This is a genomic window from Phaeobacter sp. S60, assembly GCF_000826845.1.
GTDB lineage: Bacteria > Pseudomonadota > Alphaproteobacteria > Rhodobacterales > Rhodobacteraceae > Phaeobacter > Phaeobacter piscinae.
This window is the reverse complement of the sequence record NZ_JSWJ01000024.1, coordinates 18,376-35,408: the sequence shown is the minus strand read 5'-3', so window position 1 is coordinate 35,408 and position 17,033 is coordinate 18,376. Positions and strand designations below refer to the sequence as shown.

The following is a 17,033-nucleotide window of genomic DNA, read 5'->3' as shown; positions in this document are numbered from 1 at the left end:
TGAATGATGAAAGTAAAAAGGGGGGCTGCGCGATCCTGCCGGATTACCTCAGCTCAATCTGGGCTACGGCTGCCTCGGTATGAGCGAGGGCCTGCTCCCGGCTGTCACCGCGGGCCAGCACATAGGCCACCCGCGATGCAGCAGACAACACGGTATCATAGCGGGTTCCGGGTTCGGCAGAGGAATGCACGCGCGTTACGCCTTCTGCTCGCGCGGCGAGGTCCAGTCCTGTGATCGCGTCCAACACCCGGTCCTGCGCGAATATATATCGGATCGCCATCGCCTGCGCGGCGGCGGGGGGCGCACTATAGTCCAGCCCCAAGATTGCGGCAAACGTCTCCTTGAAGACATCGGCACCGGTGGTCTCCAGGGTCAGCTCCCAGATCTGATCACCGCCATTGCGAGTCTGTGTCTCGATCACATAGACTTCCCCGTCACTCACCTTCACCTCGGTATGGGCAGGTCCGGTCCGGTAGCCGACCGCATCCAGCAATATGCGGACCCGCTCACCGATGCAGGCTGCGTCCTCGTCGCTCAATGCGGCGGGCTGAACATGGCCGCTTTCGATAAAGTAGGGCGCGCCGCTGGTGGATTTTTCGGTGATGGTCAGAATGCGGTGCTCGCCCTCCACCGACATAGTCTCGACGCTATATTCCGCGCCGGGAATAAAGGCTTCGGCCATCAGTTCCTCACGGCCCACCTGCAATGCATGGGACAGCGCAGTGCTGATATCCGTCGTGGCATCGACAAAATAGACGCCTTCGCTGCCTCCGCCCTCCGCTGGTTTGATGACACAGTCACCATGGCGGGCGGCGAAAGTGGCGATCTCTTCCGCAGTCCCTATTCGGGCAAAGGGCACATCCCCAATGCCGCAGGCGCGCAGCGCCTCCCGCATCCGCAACTTGTTGCGGGTCAGCTGTACCGTCGCCACCTGGCAGTTGCTGGGCAGATCCAGCGCCTCAGCGATATGCGCAGCCGTGAGAAAACCATATTCGGCAAAGGAGAATACCGCATCAAATGGCGTTTTACGGTGCAGCGCCTCTGCCAGTGCCACACTGCTGTCGATATCCTCATATTCTGTCACCACGACGGTTTCGGCATGATCCAGGAGGTGATCGGTCAGATGGGCACGGGTTTGAAGTGCGCTGTAGCGCAGCCCCATTTCGCCAATCCGGAAAAAGGTATGGTCACGCCCGCCGACCATCAGGATGTTCTGCATGGGCTTAGACATGACGCCCCCTCTCATCTGTAGTTTTTTCGATGCCCTGTGGGTCGGGGCGGAAGAAATCGCGGCTCATGAACATCGGCGCGATATGCAGAACCGACATGCGCAGCACATGGTTCAGCATTACAAAAGCAGGCTCCAATCCCAACGCGAGCGCTGTCGCAACCATGACCTCGACACCGCCGGGCACCCAGGACATGAACAACACCAGAAACGGCTGACCGGTCAGCAGGCTAAACCCGAACGCCATAGCGATTGTGATGCCAAAAGTGATTGAGGTGACGATCAGCCCGGCCCGCAGGTAGCTGGCAATATCGTGACGGGTGATATCTTTCAGCCGGATGCCGATTAGCCCGCCAAGGAGCGCCATAGCAAACAGCACCAGCGGCTCCGGTACCACAATTGGGTCGCCCCCGAGCCAGAGGTTCACCCCCGCCGCCAGCATCAACCCGGTCACCATATAGGGTGCCGGCATGGCAAAACGTTCCAGCACTCGTCCGGCGATATAGGCGCCTGCTGCCAGCAGCAAGAAAGAGACATACCCGGCCCAAATTGCGGTGTTATCAGGCCCATCAGGCACCGCGGCTATCTCCAGCGTCTCCTCCTGCGGCCCGGCAATCAAAAACACCGCAACCAGTAGCGCAATCATCCGCACCATATGGGCGAAAACCATCTTGGCCGATGTCTTGCCCTCCTCCCCGGTCAAGGTCATTACCGCTGCCATGGCACCAGGCACCGCCCCGAGAAGACTCTCGGTGCGGGTCCATTTCTCGACCCGATATAGCCAGGTGAAACCAACCGCCAACTGCGCTGACATACAGATCAGCAGCCCCGCAAGGATGGTCAGATCCGCCATCCCCTGAAGCATTTCGGCATTGAGCAGCGCACCAACGCTGGCCCCCAGAATGAGCTGGATCACCACGATTGCCGCGGGAGGCGTCGCCAGCGCCAATCCCATCCGGCAGGCTATCAGAACCAGCGCCGCCGCCCCTAGAAGCTGTCCCAAGGGCAGCCCGCTCAGATAGCCGAGAGCTGACCCGGCGCAGGCCAACAGAAGGGTGATAGCAAAATTCCGCAGCATCAACCCACGCTCCGCAGGGTGTCAACCGGGGCCAGCGCAGAGCGGGTGGCGATCCGGGCCTGATGATGAATCACATCAATATTGTTGACCATGTAAAACGTTCCGCAGGTCAGCTGACCCAGCGCAAACAATCCCGGCGAAGGGCGTCCGTCACGGGTGGTGACCCGGCAATCCTCAAGCTGAACCTTGATACCGCCGGTTGCATCCCGTTCGGCGAACCCCTGATCCAACAGGCTGCGGATCAGCGGGTTGGCCTCATCCAGCCCCCGTTGCAGACCCGTCGCATTGACCACAGCGTCCACCTCAACAGTGCCATCGGCAAACTCCATGTGATAACATCCCTTACAGAAGGTGACATCGCGCAGACCACTGCGATGGCTCAGCGCACCGCTGGCTTGCAAGCCCGCAATGCGATCCGCATTGGTGCGCGAAATCGGCACCCGCATATTCGACCAGAGCCGATGGAAGTGGCGCAGAAACGCTGACTTTGCACGGTCGCTCAGACTGGCCCAAAGCTGCGGGATCAGCATATTCGTTTCGGCCAGGACGCTCGACACCAGATCATTGTCGGCGCTGTCGACCCCGCGCAGCAGGTCGGCAAAACTAACATCCACCCCCTGATGCTGCATCTCAGCTTCAAAGACTTCCATCACCGCCGAAAGTGAAACGCGCCCGCCGTCTGAGCCCTCCCGCAAGGCCGCCAGCCCCTCTGTAGTCAGATGGCCCAGCGTCACCGGACGGTAGGCAGTGACCGCTTTGGGCAGCCCGGCCCGGCGCGACGTTATCAGCATCTTGCGGCCGTCCACACCAAGCGCCACGTCGTAGGCGGTCAGACGGCAGCCCAATATGCCCACCCGCAACTGCTGCAGCGCCTGGAGCCGCGCCGCAGGGTAGGGCGAACGAAAGTAACCGGGGGTGCCGCTGAGCCCATAGGGGTCCGCTTCAAGATTGGTGCCAAGGCACAGATACACCATGTCATAATCGGACCCGCTGCCGTTCCAGGACAGCTGATAGAGCGCATCCGGGCGGCGGCTGGGGGCAATCGCCTCCACTTCGGTTCCGATGATGCGGATCCGCCCACCGGCACCGCGCACCATCCCGCACAGCTCGTCGAACCGGCTTTGCAGGAACCGTCCGAACATCGCCCGCTGCAGGAACCCATCCTCATCCGCCGCTGCCTCCCGGGCACCGGTCTGCACAAGCCAATCACGAAAATCATTGCGGCGCGACAGATACATCAGTTTCAGAGGCCGGTTGAGAAGATTGGTCTCGGCATCCTCCTGATAGGCCACACCGGGCCCGAAACTGCGGCTCTTGTCGAACACATCCAGTGATAGCACCGACAGGTCGGGCAGCGTGGCAACCAGATTTTCCAGCACCGAGACACCGGCATAACCCGCGCCTAGAACGGCGATTTTCATAAGGGACATCCTTTTTTGGGCTTCGTGGATGGGGCGGGTGGGCTGATCAGGCTGCCGCAGCAGTCTGCCACTGGCAGGCACTGTGAAACCAATCCTCCAACTGCCGCAGACGCGCGCGCAACTCGGCCTCATCCCGGCCTTCGACGATGGCATTCAGAATTTCAGCATTGGTGAAGGCCATCTGACCATAATGTCGCCCGACGACGCCGCTCATCCGATAGGCCCGCACAAAGTCAAACGGACAATTTTCCGGCACGGTTTGCAGCACACCTTCTCGTGGCGGCACGCAAAGCTGACCAACCAGCCGCTCCGGCTCCGCCATCATCTGTGGCCTCAGTGTCCGTTGAAAACCGGGATCCCTCATCGCCTTGAGGTAGGTCATGCGCGGATCGATACCCCAGGCCTCGGTCATTTCCTGATTGAAGAACACACCGCCCAGGCGCGAGGCGATCTCCCCCAAAATAATCCGCCCCTCTGGGCTGACGAACACCTCCAGGTGAAACAACAGCGTTGGCGGCGAGGGCATCACTTCTTCGATCAGGCGACGGGAATAGGCGACCAGCCGGTCGCGCAGTGGTGTTGTCGCCTCCAGCATATGCAGGTCATGTGACCGCCCACCAAGGAAATCCAGCGCCGAAGTCATGACTCGAACCGGCGAGACCAGGATCGGCTGCCCGGCCACATAAAGCCCGTTGACGATATAGTGGTCCCCCGCAACAAAGCATTCGATCATCGTGTTGTAGAAGGTGGAACTGGATTGCGTCGCCAGCCAGTCCGCCAGAGCCGCATCATCCCGGATCACGCAGACACCGTTGGAGCCGCGCCCGTCCCGGGGCTTCAGGACAACCGGATAACCCAGCCTGTCGACAAAGTGACGGATGTCCAGAGCACTGCGAACCACCGCCATTTCGCTGACTGGCAGACCTGCGTCCCGCGCCCGGATCTTCATTGCATGTTTGTCGCGGAACAACTCTAGCTGCGCCGCAGCATTCTCGGACACTCCAAGGTAGTCATTCACCCGCGCCGCCCGCAGTACGTCGATCTCAGCGAGCGCGACACACAGCGGGTCCGGCAGCGATCGCGCAATATCAATCGCCGCCAGTTCAACCTCTGGACTATCGTTGAAATTTTGAAAGAAGCGGATATCCAGCCCATCCTGGACGCTGCGCGTCAATGCCTCCTTGGCGCTGGCACAGGTTAATATCACACTCTGCGTGCCGATAGCGTCAATCCAATCCGTAACTCCATGTTGTAGAAGGATTTTTGGCGGTAAAAATAGAATAATATTCATGGCAGGACGGAGCCTTTGGTAATGATTCAATAGGCTTTGATGGAAAGTTTCGTTCGCCTATTACGTGTTTTTACGCAACTTACAGGATGTTTATTATCCGTCAAGCGGCAGTTTTGTGAAACTTACACAACGTAAAGGTGAGCGTTTTTCCGCCACCACGTCAGGCGGATTTCCCTTTTTCTGGGGCGTTCTTGCGCGGCCAATAAAGCCCGCATCCCATTGCATACAGCGACAAGGTGACCAGATGCCGCAACTGCACAACCACCTCGACAACCCCATAAAGAGGGTCTTCAAAGCATGATGGCCGCAGCGGTTTTCCGCCACGGCCATCGATATCTTTGAGCGACAGAGTCACCCAAAATGATTCACCCGTGATTCGGGCAACCCTCAGGCAACGCCCAGATCCTCCGCCGGACCGAAAAACTCGAAATGGATCCGATCCATATCGACATTCGCCGCCCGCAGCCCTGCGATGGCCATCGCCATGAACCCTTTGGGGCCGCAGATGTAGTAATCGGACATTGCCGTATTGGTATTGGCCGCCAGCCAATCCGGGGTGATCCGCCCCTCGACATCATAGCGCGCCGCTGCACGGTCTGCGTCACTCGGCGTTTCAAGGAAGATCACACTGCGCTTGGCCAAGGATTTGCTGAGCCCCTCCATCGCCAGATTGTCACCATCCACCGCCGCATGCAGGTAGGTGGCGCTGCGATCATTGGCCGCCAGCGTTTCCAGCATGGCGACCATCGGCGTCAGCCCGACACCGGCAGACAGCAACACCACTTCGCCCTCTGGTCGGTCCTTCAGCACAAAATCCCCCGCCGGGGCGGCCACCCGCAGCACGGTGCCCTCGGTCGCCACCTCATGCAGCCAGCCACTGATCACACCGCCTGGCTCTCGCTTGACGGAGATCCGGTAGTATTCGCCATTGGGCGCACAGGAGATCGAATAGTTGCGCCGCGCCTTGCCAGTGTCCGGGTGATCAAAATCAAAGGCCAGATACTGTCCCGGTTGATGCCGCAGAACCGGCCCGCCATCCACCGGGCGCAACACGAAAGATTTGACCGAGGCGCTTTCGCGCACAATCCCGGTGATCGCAAATTCGCGCCAGCCCTCCCAACCGCCTTCGGCATTGGCGATATCATCATACATCTTGCGCTCTGCCTCGATCAGCAGGTTTGCCAGGAACCAATAGGCCTCGCCCCAAGCCTCCAGCACCTCTGGGCTTGCCGCCTGCCCCAGCACCGCCTCGATTGCGCCCAGCAGTGCGGTGGCCACATGGGTGTAGTGTTCAGGCTTGATCTGCAGGCTGACATGTTTGTTGACGATCCGCTCCACCACGCTGCTCAGCGCGCCCAGATTGTCGATATTGCGGGCATAGCCCAGGATCGCGCTGGCCAGCGCCGCATGCTGGCTGGAGTCACCCTGCTGGTGCGACTGGTTGAACAGCGCCCGGATGTCCTCATCCGCCATCAGGCGGGTATACATCTCCGCCACGATGGCGCCGCCGTGGGCCTCCAGTGCGGGAACGGTTGCGGTCACAATCGCCTTGCTCTGCTCTGACAGGGGCTGTGCCATTGGTCTGATCCTTCTCTGCATTTGCCAAATCCGGGACGTCCGGGCGGCTTTAAAACATTCAACTAAAGTGAATGTATATTTGTGCTATACAAACATTCAACCAGAATGAATATTAAACCCCCGCAGACCCCGCCATCCGGAGCCAGAGATGAAGCTCAATCTGAAAACAGACTATGCCCTCAGGCTCCTTATTTTATTGGCTACACGGCCCGATCAGCAGTTTGAAATTGAGACATTGAGCCGCATGCACCAGCTGCCTGCCAGCTCGGTCATGAAGATCATCAGCGAGCTGGTCCGTCACGGCTATGTCCATAGCATTCGCGGCCGTTCCGGCGGGGTCCAAATCGGTCGGAAGCCGTCGGAGATTCGCGTCGGGGACGTTGTCCAAGCCATGAATGAACCGATGGAGATCGTCGATTGCAGCAGCTGCCTTCTGGTCGGAAACTGCCGTCTGAAAGGGGTCTTATGCGAGGCGGCGCAAGCGTTTACCGATGTGTTGATGGCCTATCATCTCAGTGACCTGATCGCCGCCCCTGCCCCGGTACTGACCCCGCTATTGGACGGTGGTGACGGCGCCGATCCAACGCCTCAGGTGTAACGAGGTGTACAGGGAGAGGCAGCGCGGGTTGCCTGTCATCAGATTGCGCCTCGCGGTGTCGCCGCCAGACCGGGCTGCCCATGCCGGGCCGCTCACCTAAGGGTTACGCGTCAGGGTCTCAGTCTATTCTCGGTGCCCGTGCTTTTTATTCCGGAATAAAAACCCCGCCCGGCATCAACTGCCGGACGGGGTTGCGTTGTGTCTGCGGCGATCAGTGCAGATCGAAGCGGTCGGCGGTCATCACCTTGGTCCAGGCGTCGATGAAATCCTCGACGAATTTCTCGCGGTTGTCGTCCTGGGCGTAGACCTCGGCATAGGCGCGCAGGATGGAATTGGAGCCGAACACCAGGTCCACATTGGTGGCGGTCCATTTCACATCGCCGCTCTGCCGGTCGGCCACCTCATAGACCTCATCGCCCGCCGCGCGCCAGACATTGCCCATGTCCAGCAGGTTGACGAAGAAATCGGTGCTCAGCGCGCCTTCGCGGTTGGTGAAAACCCCGTGCTTGCTGCCGCCATGGTTGACGCCCAGTACCCGCAATCCGCCCAGCAACACGGTCATCTCCTGCGCCGTCAGCCCCATCAAATGGGCCCGGTCCAGCATCATCTCCACCGCTGAGGCGGCGAAATCACCCTGCAACCAGTTGCGGAAGGCATCATGCACCGGTTCCAGCACCGCAAAGGAGGCGGCATCCGTCGCCTCGGCGCTGGCATCGCCACGACCGGGGGCAAAGGGCACCTCGCGGGCCACGCCTGCGGCCTCGGCCGCCGCTTCGATCGCCACGGCACCGCCCAGCACGATCACATCGGCAAGGCTGGCGCCGGTCTGCTCGGCAATCACCTCATAGGTTTTCAGCACCCGCTCCAGACGCGCCGGTTCATTGCCGACCCAGTCCTTCTGCGGCGCCAGGCGAATGCGCGCCCCATTGGCGCCACCGCGCAGATCCGAGCCACGGAAGGTGCGCGCACTGTCCCAGGCGGTCGCGATCATCTCAGCCTGCGGCAGGCCACAATCGCGCAGCAGCTGCTTGGTCGCGGCCACATCATAGGCTGTGCTGCCCGCAGGCACATTGTCCTGCCAGATCAGATCTTCCTGCGGTGATTCCGGGCCGATGTAACGCTCGCGCGGGCCCATATCGCGGTGCAGCAGCTTGAACCAGGCGCGGGCGAACACATCGGCGAAATAGGCCGGATCCTTGTAGAACCGTTCAGAAATCTTGCGATACTCCGGGTCCTTGATCATCGCCATATCCGCATCGGTCATGATCGGGTTGAGACGGATCGAGGGATCTTCCACATCAACCGGCTTGTCCTCTTCCTTGATGTTGACCGGCTCCCACTGCCAGGCGCCCGCCGGGCTTTTCTTCAGCTCCCAGTCATAGGTGAACAGCAGGTAGAAATAGCCGTTGTCCCATTTGGTCGGATTGGTGGTCCAGGCCCCTTCGATACCGCTGGACATGGTGTCACGCCCATGGCCGGTGCCGTTGCTGTTGCTCCAGCCAAGCCCCTGTTCGGCCAGACCGCCGCCTTCGGGATCAGCGCCAATCGCGTCGGCGCGGCCATTGCCATGCGCCTTGCCGATGGTGTGACCGCCTGCGGTCAATGCGACGGTTTCCTCGTCGTTCATCGCCATGCGTTCAAAGGTGATCCGCACATCCTGCGCCGTGCGCAGCGGATCCGGTTCCCCACCGACCCCTTCCGGGTTCACATAGATCAGGCCCATCTGCACCGCCGCCAACGGATTGGCGAGCGAGTCGCGATCCGCGCCGTCCTCATACCGCCCGGCAGCCAGCCATTCCTTTTCCGCGCCCCAATAGACGTCCTTCTCCGGCGACCAGATATCCTCGCGACCAAAGGAGAACCCATAGGTTGGCAGGCCAACGGATTCATAGGCAATATTGCCTGCCAGTGCGATCAGATCCGCCCATGACAGCGCGTTGCCGTATTTCTGCTTGATCGGCCACAACAGGCGGCGCGCCTTGTCGAGGTTGACGTTATCGGGCCAGGAATTCAGCGGTGCAAAGCGCTGGTTGCCGGTGGTCGCCCCACCCCGGCCATCCGCCGCGCGATAGGTGCCGGCCGAATGCCAGGCCATCCGCACCATCAGGCCGGCATAGGTGCCCCAATCCGCAGGCCACCAGCTCTGACTGTCGGTCATCAATGCGGTCAAATCGGCCTTAAGCGCCTCAACATCCAGCGATTTCACCGCCTCACGGTAATCAAACCCCTCTGCCATCGGATCGGTCATCCGGTCGTGCTGGTGCAGAATGTCGAGGTTCAGCGTATTGGGCCACCAATCCGCCACACCGGCGCTGGTATTGGTGTTGCTTCCGTGCAGAACCGGGCATTTTCCGCCTGTGTGTCCGTCACCTTGCTGCATGTTGTCTCTCCTGGGTCTTGGGTCATGATGAGCCGGTGGTCCCCCCTTTGCAGAGCGCTGGGACCGGATCTCTCGGGCAAAGGCTAACAGGGGGGTGTGATTATCAGAAATGATAAATCAGGATTTCTTATATAGAAAATAGCTATCACAGGTCTCGTCCTCAGCTGCGGATCATTCTGACACATGCCACCTCAGCCGGGGTGGAACCCTACGTGGGCACCGCTTGCCCGCCCCCGTAAAAACGGATTAAAAACCGCCCCATGATAGACGCACCCTATAACACCAGCCTCACATTACGGCAGCTGCGCTTCCTTGTGGCCGTTGCGGATGAGCTGAATTTCTCCCGCGCAGCGGAGAGATGCTATGTCAGCCAGCCCACCCTCAGCGTTGGTCTGCGGGAGCTGGAGGAGCGACTGGGCGTCACCCTGGCAGAGCGCACCAAACGCTCGGTCATCCTGACGCCGGTTGGCGCCCAGATCGCCGAACGCGCCCGCAAGCTGTTGCAGGACAGCCGCGAGATTGAGGAACTGGCCGCCGCCCAGGCCAGCCCGGAGGGCGGCACCCTGCGCATGGGGGCCATCCCCACAATCGGCCCCTTCCTGATCCCGCGCGCCATGCCTGCGCTGAAATCCAGCTTTCCCGATCTGCAACTCTATCTGCGCGAGGAAATGACCGGCCAGCTGCTGGAGGGGGTCCAAAGCGGGCGGCTGGATCTGGCGATCTATGCCGAACCCTATGCGCCCGCCGGGCTGGACACGCTGCACCTGTTTGACGATGGCTACCATCTGGCGGCCCCGCCAACCGATCCCGCACCACCACAGATCCCCGGCGCCACCATTCGCGGCGCGGATCTGGACGGGCGCCAGCTGATGCTGCTGGAACAGGGGCATTGCCTGCACCGCCACGCGCTCAGCGCCTTTCCCGAACGGGATATTCAACAGGATGAGAGCTTTGCCGCCACCTCGCTCTCTACCCTGATTTCGATGGTGAGCGAGGGGCTGGGCATCACCCTGCTGCCCGATCTGGCCATTGATGCCGGGGTGGCAGCAGGTCAGGACGTGGTGATGACGCCGCTGGCCGATGCCTGCCCGCGCCGGGTCACCCTGGCCTGGCGGCCGACCAGCGTGCGCGCCGATCTGTTCCGCAAAATCGGGGCGGTTCTGCGCACCGCCCGCGGATCGCTCGTGGCCCCTTAGAAACCGGGGTATTCCGTCGCAGCCTGCGCGCCGGATCTTACCCCCGCCGGGCAAAGCCGCTAGCCTGCGCCCGACAGCCACGGCAGCCAATCCCCTGCCCCGCCAACACCCAAGCAACACCCGGTGATCTCATGACCTCAGCCCGTCGTTCCCCGCGCCTCAACCGTCGCCGCGCCCTGCAACTGGGCACCGCCGCCGGGGTGCTGGCCCCGCTTGGCCTCGCTGGGGCGCAGATCACCGCCTCGGCCCAGGCAAAGGCGCGCGCCAACACCAACCCCACGACCGCCCCCCTGCCCCTACCTATCCAGCAGGCCCGCTACACCATTGCCGACGCCCCGACGGAGGGGCTGATCTCCACCCGCCCTGATGGCCCGCCGCCGGTCATTCGCCTCAAACAAGGCCAGCCCTTTGCCGCGCGGGTCACCAATACGCTGCCCGATTACACGGCAATGCACTGGCATGGCATCCGGCTCGACAATGCCATGGACGGGGTGCCTTATCTGACCCAGTTTCCCATCGGACCGGGAGAGAGCTTTGACTACCACTTCACCCCGATGGACGCGGGCACATATTGGTATCATCCGCACTGCATGACCATGGATCAGATGGCCATGGGACTGACCGGCGTGCTGGTGGTGGAAGAGGCGGAAAACCCCGGATTTGACGCCGATGTCGCCCTGAACCTGCGGGATTTTCGCCTGCGCCCCAACGGCGACTGGCTGAAACTCTGGACCGCGCGGGGGGCGGCGCGCTCCGGCACCTTTGGCACCGTGATCACCGCCAATTGGGACAGTGACCCGATCTATGAGGCGCCCACCGGCGGGTTGCTGCGGTTGCGACTGGCGGCCACCGATACGGCGCGGATTTACAAACCCTATGTGACAGGCGCCAACGGTCAGGTGATCGCCGCTGATGGTCACCCGCTGCGCGAGGTCATTGACTGGCCCACCGATCAGGCCCCTGCCCTGCTGTCACCCGGCCAACGTCTGGATATCGCGCTGCAGATGCCCCGCATTGAGGGCGCCTATGTCGACGTCATGACCGCCTTTCCCGGCGGACCGCGACGGCTCGCCCGGATCCGCGCCACCGGGACAAACCTTGGTCGCGATCTGGCTGAGCTGCCCCCCCTGCCCGCCAATGATGTGCCGGAACCCGATCTGGCCAATGCACGGGTTGAGGATCTGATCTTTGGCTGGACGCCCGAAGGCGGCGCACCGCAAAACGGCTACTGCGGTTCGCTGGGCTATACGTTCTGGTCGATCAACCGCAAACCCTGGCCCGGCGATGCCGCCGATCCGGAGACCCCCGGTGCCGACCCGCTGGCGGTGTTCAATCGCGGCGAAAGCGTCATTTTGCGACTGCGCAATGAAAGCCCGAACGCCCATCCGATCCATCTGCATGGTCTGGTGTTCCGCCCGCTGCGCTCCAACAAGCGGACGCTGCCGTCGAACTGGACCGATACCGCGCTGCTGCTGAAGGACGAAATCATTGAGGTCGCGCTGGTCGCCGACAATCCCGGCGACTGGGCGTTCCATTGCCATGTGATCGAACATCAGAAAACCGGGCTGGCGGGCTATATCCGGGTGCTGGCCTGATTGGCCCTGTCAGCCGTCCTCCAGATAGGGGGACAGCAGCGGCTGCAGGTCGAAGCACCCACGACAGCCGGTCTAGCCGTCAAAAGCCTCCGGCTCCAACTCCTGCCAGAAGGCGATGATCGCACCGGCATTCAGCGCCGAACGCCAGCCGTGCTGGCGGAAATGCTCACGGTCCAGATCGCTGTCCAGCCCCGACAGGAACAGCCGCTTGTCCGCATCGCGCTGGGTCGGGTTTCGCCGCGAAACCAATGTTTCGACGATATCCAGATGGCGGGCGCGATCACGGCGGGCGGCGACGCGCGCGTCAAAGGCGGCGGCCTCGGCTGCGGCGTCGGCGTCACGGCGCGCCTGTGCCTCACGAATGCGGGCCTCTTCCTCGGCTGAAACCGGCGGCGTCACTGTGCCCTCCGGCGACAGGCTGTAATCGCCGTCAATCGCGGCGCGCAGATAGCCCAGCGGTGATTTCACCGCACCCTGCCCCGCCACATAGTCCAGCTTTTGCTGCACATAGTCGGCCCCGTGTTCGGTGATCCATTGCCGCGCCAGCCGGTCAGAGACCCCCTGCCCGCGCAGTGCCTTATAGACCGGTTGCTGGCGCAGCCCCTCGCTGTCGTCGATCTGGAACATCGCCATCTGCGGGTTTTCGCGGATCAGAAAGCGGATTTCGCTGACCGCGCGGCCCTTCTTGCGGGTCTGCGGTTCGATAATGATGTCGGAGGATTTATTGACCTCGGCCACCGCCGGTTTGATGATCTTGGCATTGAGATGTTTGAAACTCTCGTAATAGGCGGAGCCATCCACCCCCATCAGCTTGCGAAAGATGTCCAGCCCCCACCAGCCGGTGGAGCCAGTGCGCACAAACCGGTAGCAATTCTCATAGAGCGCCAGCCCGTGGCCGGAACTGAAGTTGCGCTGAATCTTGACGTTGATCAGGGCAAAGATTTTCGGGTCATGCAGTTTCTTGGCCAGCTCCGGCGAATAGGCGTATTCGCAAACACCGTTTTTCAGCTTGGCAAAGCTGAGCAGCGAAGAGACGCCCCATTCCTGATGGCCCTGCTCATCCAGCATATCCCACTCCGCGACGGTTTCCGCCAGTGCCCGCAGGCTGGCGCGCAGGCTGTCGATATCGTTGGAATTGTACCCCACCATCATCGCCAAAGTGCGCGCGTCGATGGTATGGCTGCGCGCGGAGGTCAGCGTGTCATAGGCGTTGAGCAGCAGCACATTTGACAGCTTGCGCTGCAGCAGCGTCAGCTTGCCGCTGATATGGATCGCAGCCACGTTTTTCTTCACCGTTTCGCGGGTCAACGCGCCGGTCAGCCGCTCTTCGTCAAAGCTGGGCTCTGCCATGGAATCACTGCCTGTCATCATCGCTCTCTTTTGCGCCATACCCTGCCACAAAAGGAACCCATACGACAACCGCGCATGGGTTCCTTTTGCGGGCAGCCTAGCCCGGCCTCAGCGCCCCCACTAAGCTGGCCCCTGTGGCAGGTGTCGTCTAAAAGGTACCCGTTCACGGGACGCCCGCTGATTGAGGCGCCGATCTTGCGAATCGCGGCACCGGCCCAGCATCGCATGATTCCGCCGGGTGTTGCGCCGCAGAGGCACAGAGCGCGCGCCCAGTGCGCACCACATATTTTGCCCGATCAGTGTCAAAAATAGCGCATCAGGCTCTGTATCACGACCGTATGGCGATCTATCATGGGACGTCATCAGGGTGGTTTGCGCGGCAGGACGGGCCCAATCGACAAAGATCACTATCCTGAGAATCGGCGCCTTTTGCCCCGCGTTCAGGCCCCTTTTATCCTGCTGATGGGTCCCTTTGATCCTGTATCTGGGTGCCCTTGAACCCGAAGCCGGGTCCCCATACTGGGGTAAGTGACTGTAATCAGGTATATAATCCATACCAAAGACTCTAAAGATTCTAAAAAATATAAACGTTTAGCTGTGATCTATTTTTGAGTTTTTGAGGGAAAACAGGAACGTTTCGCCGCGAAACCTCCCTTTGCGCGGATAAGGCACCCGGAAAAATCCCCGTGATGGGTCCATACCACCTATGCAGCACCGGAGATGTTCCCTATTCTCTGGCATATAAGCGAAAACAGAAAACACGCGCATAGACCCAGCATAAATTATGCACAGAGATCGAGCAGCTTCATGACCTCTCCCACCTTGCCTCCCTATTTCAATCTGGACCCGGAGCAGGCCGCCGCCAAGCTGCCGGATCCGATCCAGACCACCCGTTTTGCCAAGGCGGCTGCCATGTGCAGCAAGGGCCGCGAAGATCTGGCCCGGCGCGGATATGCCCCCGATGGCGAAAAGCGGTTGCGCAAATTTTCCACCTGGGAGATCACCCGCTATCTGATCCCGGTGGCGCCACAGCATCTGCGCCGGGTGTTGAAGAACCATCCCGACCTGCCGCAGGGCGAAGGCGAAGGCGGTTCCAAATGGTTCACGCTGGAGGAGGTTCTGGCGCTGCGACAGCATTTCGCCTCCGAAGGGATCTCAACCAAGGAATACCTGCCCTACCGCCCCAAAGGCGTGCCTGCCAAGGTAACGGCGGTCGCCAACTTCAAAGGCGGCGTTGGCAAAACCTCCACCGCTGCGCATCTGGCGATGTCCGCCGCGCTGGATGGTTACAAGGTGCTGGTGATTGATCTGGATTCCCAAGGCTCGATGACCTCCATCCTCGGCGGCACGGTGGAGGATGAATGGTCCACCGTCTTTCCGCTGATCGCCAAGGACTATGCCAAATCGGTGGTGGCGGAAAACGCCGTGCGCGCAGCCGCCGGGGAGCCGGAACTGCCGCTGGATGAGACATTGAATGAGGCGCTGCGGGTTTCGTCGCGAAACGTCATTCAGAAAACCCATTGGTCCAACATTGATCTGATTGGTGCGCAGCTCAATCTCTATTGGGCGGAATTTCAGATTCCGGTGTGGCGGATGGGTCTGCGCAGTTGGCCGCTGTGGGATGCGCTGAGCAACTTTTTGGAGCAGGAGGGCATTCTGGATGACTACGATATCGTCTTCCTCGACACGCCCCCGGCGCTTGGCTATCTGACCATCAATGCGTTGGCGGCGGCGGATATTCTGCTGGTGCCGCTGGGCGCGTCGTTCCTTGAGTTCGACTCCACCGGGCGGTTTTTCGATATGCTCTATTCCACCTTTGCCTCCATCGAGGAGGGGGAGAATATGGCACAGCGCGCGGCTGGTTTGCCGGAAATTAAATTTGAATGGGATGTAGTAAGGGCGCTGATCACGCGCTTTGACGCCAGTCAGCAGACGGATATGGCGAATGTGATCCAGGCCTATTTCGGAGATTTCATGAACGCCTACCGTCAGGATGTCACCGCCCTTGTTGGGCAGGCGGGAGAACAGGTGAATGGGATCTACGAAGCAGACTATCGCGACTTCAACCGCGATACCTATGTCCGCGGTCGCGAGACCTTTGATCGGACCTATGCGGAATTCAAAGAGCTGCTCATCGGCAGCTGGTGGCGCGACACCCAGATGGAAGAGGCGGAGTAATATGGCAAAACGCAGACGGCTGAGCGCCCCCGACGCATCCGAGATCGAAGCCATCGAGGAGGGTTTCGCGACGAAACCCGGCATCAATCCTTTTGATCCGGCGCCCGGTGGTGTCGCGGCCAGCGCGCCGCCCATCGCCAAAGTCTCGGCTGAGGCGGCGCAGTTGCATGGCATGGCATCGGTTGCGGACCGGGTGGAAATGGCCCGCGACAAGGCGGACGCCGAGCGCTGGCGCGCCGCCGAGGATGCGGGCGAAACCGTGCTGCGCATCCCGCTGGCGGAGATCGACCGCGACTATCTGCGCCGGGATCGAATGCAGATGGACGAGGAGGAGCTGGACGAGCTGACCGCGTCGATCCGCACCCATGGTTTGCGCAGCCCGGTTGAGGTGATCGCGCTGGAGGAGGGCTACGGTCTGGTCTCCGGCTTCCGCCGTCTGGAGGCCTATGCGCGGCTGAACCGGAGCGAGGACGGCTTTGCCGCGATCCCGGCCTTCCTGCGGCGCGGGGCTGACAGTGCTGGCGCCTATGTGGCGATGATCGAAGAAAACGAGCTGCGCGCCAATCTGACGCCCTATGAACGCGGGCGCATCGCGGTGCTGGTGGCGGGGCAGGGGGTGTTTGCCTCGGTCGAGGCGGCGGTGGATGCGTTGTTCGGCGCGGCCTCCAAGGCGAAACGCTCCAAGGTGCGCAGCTTTGCTGCCGTGCATGAGGGGCTGGGCGATCTGTTGCGCTACCCCAATGCGCTGTCGGAGAAGGCCGGGCTGAAACTGGCGGCGGCGCTGCGCTCGGGCGGGCAGGGGGCGTTGCGCTCTGCTTTGGCCGGGGCGGATCCCACGGATGAGCGGGCCGAGTGGCGGTTGCTGGAGGCGGTACTGGCAGATGCGGGGCCGACATCTGAGGTTAAACCCCGTGGTGGACGCCCGCGTCAGGTCACCCGTCTGGCGGCGCGGAAGCTGTCTTCTGGCGGCGATCTATCGGCAGAAGTGGCCCCCGCGGCGGTACGGATCGATCTCAAAGGGCGCAGCCTTGATCCCGATGAGGTGGAGGCGCTGCTGGTGCTGATTGAGGATCGGCTGGGGTAGGAGATTGAATTTCCGGGCATCGCCAGACCACGTGGAAAAATCACAATGCCCCCCAG

Annotated in this window: 12 protein-coding genes; 5 read left to right on the top strand and 7 right to left on the bottom strand. The window is 61.4% G+C overall.

The features are described from left to right. Positions 1-43: 43 nt before the first annotated feature. From OO25_RS19345 to hmpA, 5 genes are all read right to left on the bottom strand, one after another. The gene (locus tag OO25_RS19345) at positions 44-1,231 is read right to left on the bottom strand and encodes an ATP-grasp domain-containing protein (RefSeq protein WP_175304845.1); all 1,188 of its coding nucleotides are present in this window, start codon (positions 1,229-1,231) and stop codon (positions 44-46) included. Continuing rightward, positions 1,224-2,306: an AbrB family transcriptional regulator gene (locus OO25_RS19340; protein WP_071233290.1), complete on the bottom strand. Its 1,083-nt coding sequence runs from the start codon at positions 2,304-2,306 to the stop codon at positions 1,224-1,226. Before OO25_RS19340 ends, OO25_RS19345 begins: the two co-directional genes overlap by 8 nt. Continuing rightward, positions 2,306-3,727: an FAD/NAD(P)-binding protein gene (locus tag OO25_RS19335; RefSeq protein ID WP_175304844.1), complete on the bottom strand. Its 1,422-nt coding sequence runs from the start codon at positions 3,725-3,727 to the stop codon at positions 2,306-2,308. Before OO25_RS19335 ends, OO25_RS19340 begins: the two co-directional genes overlap by 1 nt. A 46-nt stretch (positions 3,728-3,773) precedes the next feature. Further along, positions 3,774-4,901 carry an acetyl-CoA carboxylase biotin carboxylase subunit family protein gene (locus OO25_RS19330; RefSeq protein WP_241770570.1) on the bottom strand — a complete coding sequence of 376 codons (1,128 nt, stop codon included), beginning with the start codon at positions 4,899-4,901 and terminating at the stop codon, positions 3,774-3,776. Positions 4,902-5,405: 504 nt separating this feature from the next. Then, positions 5,406-6,596 carry an NO-inducible flavohemoprotein gene (gene hmpA / locus OO25_RS19320; protein ID WP_040182154.1) on the bottom strand — a complete coding sequence of 397 codons (1,191 nt, stop codon included), beginning with the start codon at positions 6,594-6,596 and terminating at the stop codon, positions 5,406-5,408. A 148-nt stretch (positions 6,597-6,744) separates the two neighbouring features. On the opposite strand from hmpA, the gene OO25_RS19315 reads away from it, so the two are divergent. Further along, the gene (locus OO25_RS19315) at positions 6,745-7,194 is read left to right on the top strand and encodes an Rrf2 family transcriptional regulator (RefSeq protein WP_040182151.1); all 450 of its coding nucleotides are present in this window, start codon (positions 6,745-6,747) and stop codon (positions 7,192-7,194) included. 211 nt (positions 7,195-7,405) lie between these two features. On the opposite strand, the gene katG is transcribed toward OO25_RS19315, so the two are convergent. Beyond that, positions 7,406-9,574 (bottom strand): catalase/peroxidase HPI, encoded by a 2,169-nt coding sequence (gene katG, locus OO25_RS19310; protein WP_040182149.1) that lies wholly within the window; start codon positions 9,572-9,574, stop codon positions 7,406-7,408. Between the two features lie 260 nt (positions 9,575-9,834). On the opposite strand from katG, the gene OO25_RS19305 reads away from it, so the two are divergent. Together OO25_RS19305 and OO25_RS19300 are read left to right on the top strand one after the other, a co-directional pair. Continuing rightward, a complete protein-coding gene (locus OO25_RS19305) occupies positions 9,835-10,770 on the top strand; it encodes a hydrogen peroxide-inducible genes activator (RefSeq protein WP_040182148.1) in 936 nt (311 codons plus the stop codon). 131 nt (positions 10,771-10,901) lie between these two features. Further along, a complete protein-coding gene (locus OO25_RS19300) occupies positions 10,902-12,365 on the top strand; it encodes a multicopper oxidase family protein (RefSeq protein ID WP_040182146.1) in 1,464 nt (487 codons plus the stop codon). 72 nt (positions 12,366-12,437) lie between these two features. On the opposite strand, the gene OO25_RS19295 is transcribed toward OO25_RS19300, so the two are convergent. Further along, the gene (locus tag OO25_RS19295) at positions 12,438-13,715 is read right to left on the bottom strand and encodes a replication initiation protein (RefSeq protein ID WP_040182230.1); all 1,278 of its coding nucleotides are present in this window, start codon (positions 13,713-13,715) and stop codon (positions 12,438-12,440) included. 807 nt (positions 13,716-14,522) lie between these two features. On the opposite strand from OO25_RS19295, the gene OO25_RS19290 reads away from it, so the two are divergent. Both OO25_RS19290 and OO25_RS19285 read left to right on the top strand, forming a co-directional pair. Next, on the top strand, positions 14,523-15,893 hold the full coding sequence (locus tag OO25_RS19290) for an AAA family ATPase (RefSeq protein ID WP_014876591.1): 1,371 nt from the start codon (positions 14,523-14,525) through the stop codon (positions 15,891-15,893). Position 15,894: 1 nt separating this feature from the next. Then, on the top strand, positions 15,895-16,977 hold the full coding sequence (locus tag OO25_RS19285) for a ParB N-terminal domain-containing protein (RefSeq protein WP_040182144.1): 1,083 nt from the start codon (positions 15,895-15,897) through the stop codon (positions 16,975-16,977). Positions 16,978-17,033 lie beyond the last annotated feature (56 nt).

What these genes read in the sequence shown, in the direction of transcription:
- OO25_RS19315 (WP_040182151.1), top strand. Translation starts at nt 6,745, where the DNA reads ATGAAGCTCAATCTGAAAACAGACTATGCCCTCAGGCTCCTTATTTTA.
- OO25_RS19300 (WP_040182146.1), top strand. Translation starts at nt 10,902, where the DNA reads ATGACCTCAGCCCGTCGTTCCCCGCGCCTCAACCGTCGCCGCGCCCTG.
- hmpA (WP_040182154.1), bottom strand. Translation starts at nt 6,596, where the DNA reads ATGGCACAGCCCCTGTCAGAGCAGAGCAAGGCGATTGTGACCGCAACC.
- OO25_RS19290 (WP_014876591.1), top strand. Translation starts at nt 14,523, where the DNA reads ATGACCTCTCCCACCTTGCCTCCCTATTTCAATCTGGACCCGGAGCAG.
- OO25_RS19345 (WP_175304845.1), bottom strand. Translation starts at nt 1,231, where the DNA reads ATGTCTAAGCCCATGCAGAACATCCTGATGGTCGGCGGGCGTGACCAT.
- OO25_RS19335 (WP_175304844.1), bottom strand. Translation starts at nt 3,727, where the DNA reads ATGAAAATCGCCGTTCTAGGCGCGGGTTATGCCGGTGTCTCGGTGCTG.
- OO25_RS19295 (WP_040182230.1), bottom strand. Translation starts at nt 13,715, where the DNA reads ATGGCAGAGCCCAGCTTTGACGAAGAGCGGCTGACCGGCGCGTTGACC.
- OO25_RS19285 (WP_040182144.1), top strand. Translation starts at nt 15,895, where the DNA reads ATGGCAAAACGCAGACGGCTGAGCGCCCCCGACGCATCCGAGATCGAA.
- OO25_RS19305 (WP_040182148.1), top strand. Translation starts at nt 9,835, where the DNA reads ATGATAGACGCACCCTATAACACCAGCCTCACATTACGGCAGCTGCGC.
- katG (WP_040182149.1), bottom strand. Translation starts at nt 9,574, where the DNA reads ATGCAGCAAGGTGACGGACACACAGGCGGAAAATGCCCGGTTCTGCAC.
- OO25_RS19340 (WP_071233290.1), bottom strand. Translation starts at nt 2,306, where the DNA reads ATGCTGCGGAATTTTGCTATCACCCTTCTGTTGGCCTGCGCCGGGTCA.